Raw genomic sequence first — 6,388 nt, forward strand, 5'->3', positions numbered from 1 at the left:
TCTTCGATAGGTGCGTGCTTTTTTATGGAATATGGGAGTAAAGTCATTCAGTTCCATTACACGAAAAAGCAAACAGGATATTCAGTGAAAAATCAGCAGAACCCAGAATTCTTTTAATTAAATGAATGGAGGAAGGAAGTCGTGTTCAACCGTAAGATCTGAGACTTCTTTGTTTCTAGAAGTCTCGGATCTTAAGTGTGACGCTGAGGTACAGAATTTATATTCGTCTCCCTGGAGGAAGTGTCCAGTTGTAATTGAATATTGTCCAGTCAAAATAATTTACACTTCAAAAATACTGAGTTTATATTTATGAGTTATATTAAATTGGAATTAATTTATAGGGAGGGTAAATAGTGAACAAATTCAAAAAAAATGTAGCAATGATCGCGGTAGCTTCTGTAATAGCGGTAGGGACTTTTGCCGGGACCCATTTGCCGCTATCACATGCGAAAGCGAACTCAAATGATAAAGGAAAAGCTAAAAATGTCATCTTCATGGTTCCCGATGGTTTTTCCGCTTCCTATGCAACCAATTACCGTTGGTTTAAGGGTGAAGAAACCCTTTTGGACTCCATACTGGTTGGTATGCACCGTACCTATTCTGCAAACTCTGAGATCACCGATTCAGCCGCTGCCGGAACAGCATTTGCGACCGGTGTAAAAACAAATAATGGAATGATCAGCACTTCTCCTGAAGGTAAAGAGCTGAAAACGATTCTTGAAACCGCTGAAGAAGAAGGTAAAGCGTCTGGATTAGTTGCAACTTCAACGATTACACATGCGACACCGGCTGTGTTCGCATCACACGTGGCCACCCGTGCGGATGAGGCGGGGATCGCCCCCCAGCTTATTGATAATGATGTGGATGTCATCCTGGGCGGAGGAAAAAAGTATTTCCCTGAATCACTTCTTAATCAGGCGGGAGAAAAGGGCTACCAATATATATCGAACAAAAAAGACTTAAGTAAAGCCAAAAAGTCTGTTAAAGTAATTGGTTTGTTTGCTGAAGATGCCATGGCACCGGAATTGGATCGTGACACGTCCAATCAGCCAAGCCTTAGAGAAATGACGGAAACGGCATTGGAGGTTCTTAACAAGGATAAAGACGGTTTCTTCCTAATGGTTGAAGGAAGCCAAATTGATTGGGCAGGCCATGATCATGATGCAGCGTGGGCAATGAAAGATTCGGAAGCATTCGAGCAGGCATTGGAAGCAGCATTGGAATTTGCAAAGAAGGATAAAAACACCTTGATTGTTGTAGCAGGCGACCATGATACTGGCGGTATGGCAGTTGGTGGCTATGGTCAGGGAGATGTGAAACTAGAAGTCCTTCGCAACGTAACGGCTACCGGCGATTTTATGGTAACGAAGTTGAATGCAACCCGCAGTAATGTAAAAGAGGTAGTGAAACAATATACAACTTTAGATCTTACCGATGCAGAGGTTCAAAAAATTAAATCCACAGAAAAACCGGATATCGCCATCAAAGAAGTGATCTCGGAACGGGCTAATATAGGATGGACAAGCTATAATCACACAGGTGTAGATATTCCGCTCTACGCATTTGGTCCAGGTGCTGATCTCTTTAGAGGTCTGCATCAAAATACAGATTTACCGGTGTTAATGGCACAAGCTATGAAAATTAACTTTACGCCGGGAAACTAAAATCGATCGGGTGATATCAAAATAATTAGCGCTAAATGTTCTACCGCCTTTACGAAATCCGCAAGCTCGGGTAAATTTCCTTCTTTAGGTTTGCGGGACTGCGGAAGTCAAACAGTTTTGTGACGGACTCCTAAAATCAAACGGTATCGGATAAATCTATCGAGATTGGAATTGTACACGAGCCATAACTTTAAATGAACGATTCTTGGTTTCCACGAACCCGGAATCGTTTATTTTTTGATATTTTAAAGCGGATTCTTTATTTTAACATGGTATATGTAACAGCAGGTGTCGGGGGACAAGATCATGTTCCCATAGAAAGTCGCTAATTTAGCGGCTTTTTTGTTTTATCGGTACAAGTTCTTGTCCCGAGTCGAGGACAAGAACTTGTACCGATTGCCGTAAAGGACAAGAACATGAGCCGATTTCCGATTAGATACATATCTAATTAAAATTCTACAGCTATTTCATTAAGCTAGCGTGCAGGATAGAGGAGATAGACATAATAAAGACATATGTAGGCAATGTCTTTCTCAGCTATCGGGCGCTGGGCGGGTATATGTATATTGTCAGTACTTAATTAGGTACGACGCATATATTATAATAATGATTTGAATTAAGGAGGGTGTTATATGCAACCTCAAATACCTAAAGATCCTGTAGTCCCTGAATTAACTGAAGTACAGATAACAGAATTAACTGATATCGTTTTCTTATCTAAGGAACTATTACCTTGCGACGCTATTTTTGTTTTTGGAGGTACTTATCCGGGGCATTGGGAAGCCACGATTGACGCTTATAATAGAGGCCTGGGCAGAATGATTATTGTCACAGGAGGAGTCAGTCCTACAGGAATTAAGCATGAGAATTGGGTAGATAAAACTGTACCCGAAGCGCATGTCATTGTTAATAAACTAACTGAGGCAGGTATTCCTTTAAATGTAATCGTGTATGAAGATCGCTCAAGGAACACTTTAGAGAATGTGTTATTCGCTAAAGAAGTATTTAACTTCGACGCTATCGAGTCTCTTCTCATTATATGCAAATCTCATGGTGCGGGCAGGCAATATCGTACATTAGCGAAGCATTTGCCCCCAAAAATTAATTATTTTTCATATGGCTTTGATTCCAACTATAATGGTCAAACGATAAACAGAGAAAACTGGATGCATAGTTCAATGGGTCGCTCGAGAGTGTTTGGAGAGTATTTGAGAATCTGTTTTTACGGTGACCGTGGAGACATACTTCGCTTAAATAAGAAAGTGGAGGGACTCACTTATACTATGGATGATTGATTTATTAATCCGTGTCGGGGGACAAGAACTTGGTCCCAACAAGAAAATCAAATAGGTACTAAAGAGGAAGTTAATGATGCCGATGGTTTAATAGTCCAAAAAATCAGTGAGATAACTAGACAAAATAAAAACCTATTTAAAATAGTTACAGACCCAACTTCAAAGATAGAGGATAATTTACGTACGGATCGCATTAGACCCTTACAGGGGGGATTAACTATTGATTCGGCACCATCTACAGCTGGAAATTGTTCAACAGGTTATTCTGCCTTAGATTCTTCAGGTAACCCGTATATTATGACTGCAGCACATTGTTGGTATAAACAACCGGGTACAGGAATATATCAGTCCGATGCGTATATTGGTACCTTTAGTAGTATAGCCCATTATGGGAATAACGTAGATGCTGCGGCGATACGTGTTAGTTCAACCAATCTTCTAAGTAATCAAGTCTACAACGAAACCACAAGGTTAACAGCTCTGCAAGTTCCAGGTAATGATGTTATAGGTGAGGTCGTGTGTATCTCAGGATGAAATAGAGAGAAACCAACCCATGTGGTACTCTGCAGGGTAAAAGCGCTAGTGCATTTTGGGAAATAATGGATAACGGAGTCTTAACAAAAGTATGGTTTGATAACTTAAGGGCTGCAACATATCCTACTTCTGGAGGGGACAGTGGTGGTACAATTTTTCGAGGGAACACTTTAAAAGGCATTAACAAAGGTACCCTTCCCGCCAATGGCTTTGTATATTCTGTTTACAGCCATGTAGGAAATGTAACAAATCGATTAGGACTAACTCCCGTTACTTGGTAAAATATCATTTTTCTTGCAACATATTCCCACACCCAGCCGTCTAAAGTATTAAGAACATAATATTTAACTAAGTGGTGGGGAACAATTGTTATGAATTTTAAAAAAATTATAATCACCTGTCTTATTATAATTTGTAGTGCGGGTTGTGGAAATATTGAGCAAACAAGCAACCCTGAAAATAACTCTAAAGTTATAGAGGGGGATGAAGTGAAGGTTACTCCTGACATTAGTGGATATATCGTTGATATTTCAGATAATAGAATCCTAGTAGTAGGTGGAGAAATAGTTGAAGAGGATCTGAATAAACTAAGCATTAATGAAATATTGACAAAAGCTTCACCAGACGCGACTTGGTTAATTATACCTGAAGGTCAAAAGTTAGACGACTACTCGGTCGGTAATCAAGTTGATGTATGGACTACTGGGAAGATCGATACTTCTTATCCGGCTCAAGGTAAAGCAACTAAAATTGTAATTGAATCAGAATAACTGTTATGAAATTGAGCTATCATAAAATCGTGTCACAAACAATGAAAGGATGCACCCATTTCAAATCTCACCACTGACACTGACTGTCCCGTTTGTAAGCAAGCATATCAATTAGTATCATGCATTCGTTATACTCAATAGAAAAAGAGCTTCAACCTTTCATTAAGATCACAGTAACACTAGTGAGGACTGTCGCAAAAATTAAATTCAAAAAGAAGAAGTAATCCACCCCAATCCTGAGAAGTTGATTCTATATCAACAGAGAATATCTTGAACTTATTCAATATATCCATACACTTGGAGCGGTTCGAGTAATTAAATCTAGTATCGACCTTCTAAAAAATGCGCCCCAGCCCAAGATCATTAATATTTCCTCACGTTTAGGGTCGATAAGTAAGAGCGCGAATGGAGATTTTGAAGGTGGTTATTCTTACGCTGCTGCTTACCTGTCGGGGGACAAGATCATGTTCCCATTGAAAGTCGCTAATTTAGCGGCTTTTTTGTTTTATCGGTACAAGTTCTTGTCCCGAGTCGAGGATAAGAACTTGTACCGATTGCCGAAAAGGACAAGAACATGAGCCGATTCCCGATTAGATAAGTATCTAACTATGTTTCCATGCAATCTCATTAAGCTAACGGGCAGGATAGTTCAAAATTTTAGAGAATACCCTACATATAGAATGATTTGCGAAGTACGTGAATAAGACGTTAACAAAATCCCCGAGAGTTCAAGAGCAATGTGAAATACAAATTAATAAAGTATTTATAGTAAAGTGAGTTAATCAAGACAAGGATAGGGGAGAATTTTAATGAATAAGAGTGTTGTAGAGTACACAAAATTGAAAATTAGAGACAATTCAAAGTTTTCTGAGCTAGTATTATTGTTTAATGTAGAGTTTGAATCGCCGAATCCGAATTATGTAAATTTAGATAATATTGAAAAACTATTGAAAAATCCAAACTTTGTCTGCTTTGTGGCAACCATCGATGGCAAAGTTGTAGGAGGATTAACTGGATTCGAATTAGAGATGTATGACCGTGAGGGGTCTTCGATGTACATTTATGATTTAGCTGTCATTAATAAATGTCAAAGAAAAGGAATTGGCAGTGGATTAGTATATGAAATGATTGAATACTGCAAATCAAAATCCATTAAGGAAATGTTTGTTCAGGCTGATAGCGTTGATCAACATGCTATAAAATTCTATAAAAAAATCGGTGGAGAACAAACTAAAACATTTCATTTTTCGTTTGACACTTCAAATTACTAAAACGTCAAAAATAGTAAAAGCAGACTTATAAATTACTTGATGTCGGGTGACAAGAACAAGTTAACATTGTAAGCCGCATAAATGAAGTGACCCCCAAAAGTTAGACACGGTTATTTCATTAGGCAGCTTTCTCAAAATGAGTTCGGTACTGTACCGGACTCATTTTTAATTTTGCCTTTAACCGTTTGGTATTGTAGTATTCAACATACTTTTTCAGTTCTTCCTTAAAATGTTCCACACTTTCAAACTCTTTGTAGTACAGAAACTCCGACTTGAGAATGCCGAAGAAATTCTCTATGACGGCATTGTCGTAACAATTCCCTTTTCGTGACATGCTTTGGAAAATGCCTCTCGACTTAAGTGCATGGCGATACGGCTTCATTTGGTAATGCCATCCTTGATCTGAATGAAGGAGAAGTTGGTGTTCTTCCGGCAGACGCTTCAGTCCTGCATCCAGCATCTCGGATACTAGAGAATAGGTTGGTCGTGAACCCATGGTATAGGTGATAATTTCCCCGTTGAATAAGTCCAAAATGGGCGATAGATACAGCTTTTCTCCAAATAACTTAAACTCTGTAATGTCCGTCACCCATTTCTCATTTGGCGCCCCAGCCGTGAACTGGCGGTTCAGATGATTCGGTGCAATCTTGCCGACGGTCCCTTTATATGACTTATACTTTTTCATGCGGACCAGGCATTGAAGGCCCATCTTCTTCATGAGCCTCTGAACCTTTTTGTGGTTAACTTTCCACCCTCGGACTGCCAGTTCATCACGAATACGGCGATATCCGTAACGTCCATCATGTTCCACGTAAATGGACTGGATTTCAGCCTCCAACTCGGCATTCGGATCG

General features: G+C 39.3%; 5 protein-coding genes. 4 read left to right on the forward strand and 1 reads right to left on the reverse strand.

Features of this window, described 5'->3' with window-relative positions:
• Positions 1 to 353 precede the first annotated feature (353 nt).
• From M4D81_RS32635 to M4D81_RS32650, 4 genes are all read left to right on the forward strand, one after another.
• The gene (locus M4D81_RS32635; protein WP_311200738.1) at positions 354 to 1,664 is read left to right on the forward strand and encodes an alkaline phosphatase; all 1,311 of its coding nucleotides are present in this window, start codon (positions 354 to 356) and stop codon (positions 1,662 to 1,664) included.
• A gap of 632 nt (positions 1,665 to 2,296) precedes the next feature.
• Positions 2,297 to 2,959 carry a YdcF family protein gene (locus M4D81_RS32640; protein WP_260069425.1) on the forward strand — a complete coding sequence of 221 codons (663 nt, stop codon included), beginning with the start codon at positions 2,297 to 2,299 and terminating at the stop codon, positions 2,957 to 2,959.
• Between the two features lie 905 nt (positions 2,960 to 3,864).
• On the forward strand, positions 3,865 to 4,263 hold the full coding sequence (locus M4D81_RS32645; RefSeq protein ID WP_260069426.1) for a DUF3221 domain-containing protein: 399 nt from the start codon (positions 3,865 to 3,867) through the stop codon (positions 4,261 to 4,263).
• 809 nt (positions 4,264 to 5,072) lie between these two features.
• The gene (locus M4D81_RS32650) at positions 5,073 to 5,534 is read left to right on the forward strand and encodes a GNAT family N-acetyltransferase (RefSeq protein WP_260069427.1); all 462 of its coding nucleotides are present in this window, start codon (positions 5,073 to 5,075) and stop codon (positions 5,532 to 5,534) included.
• A gap of 118 nt (positions 5,535 to 5,652) precedes the next feature.
• Here M4D81_RS32650 and M4D81_RS32655 read toward each other — a convergent pair.
• On the reverse strand, positions 5,653 to 6,388 hold a 736-nt coding region (locus M4D81_RS32655), incomplete at its 5' end, for an IS3 family transposase (protein ID WP_260069428.1).

This window comes from Paenibacillus sp. p3-SID867, assembly GCF_025142895.1.
In the GTDB taxonomy this organism is placed as follows: Bacteria; Bacillota; Bacilli; order Paenibacillales; family Paenibacillaceae; genus Paenibacillus_AQ.